We start from the raw sequence: 266 nt of genomic DNA, 5'->3' as shown, positions 1-266 counted from the left end.
ATCGGTCGAGGGCTTATCCACAACTTTGCAGCATTGCTGCAGCAACATCCATGCGCACCAACGTTTGCTTCGCTTCTAGTTTTGAGGGAGCAAGTCCCTTGTATTTACTGCTGAAGAACTTCGAAGAAGTGAATTCAGCGCAAAAAACCGGTTTGGCAACAATGGCGGAGGGGAACCACGCGTACCCATCCCGAACACGAACGTTAAGCCCTCCAGCGCCGATGGTACTTGGACCGAAGGGTCCTGGGAGAGTAGGACGTTGCCAA

1 rRNA gene is annotated in these 266 nt (G+C 52.6%); it reads left to right on the top strand.

The features are described from left to right. Nucleotides 1-151: 151 nt before the first annotated feature. A 5S ribosomal RNA gene (gene rrf, locus VF724_RS21450) occupies nt 152-266 on the top strand; the annotation flags it as partial.

The sequence above is a fragment of the Ferviditalea candida genome (assembly GCF_035282765.1).
Taxonomy (GTDB): Bacteria; Bacillota; Bacilli; order Paenibacillales; family KCTC-25726; genus Ferviditalea; species Ferviditalea candida.
The sequence above is the reverse complement of the archived record's forward strand: the minus strand, read 5'-3'. Positions and strand labels throughout refer to the sequence as shown.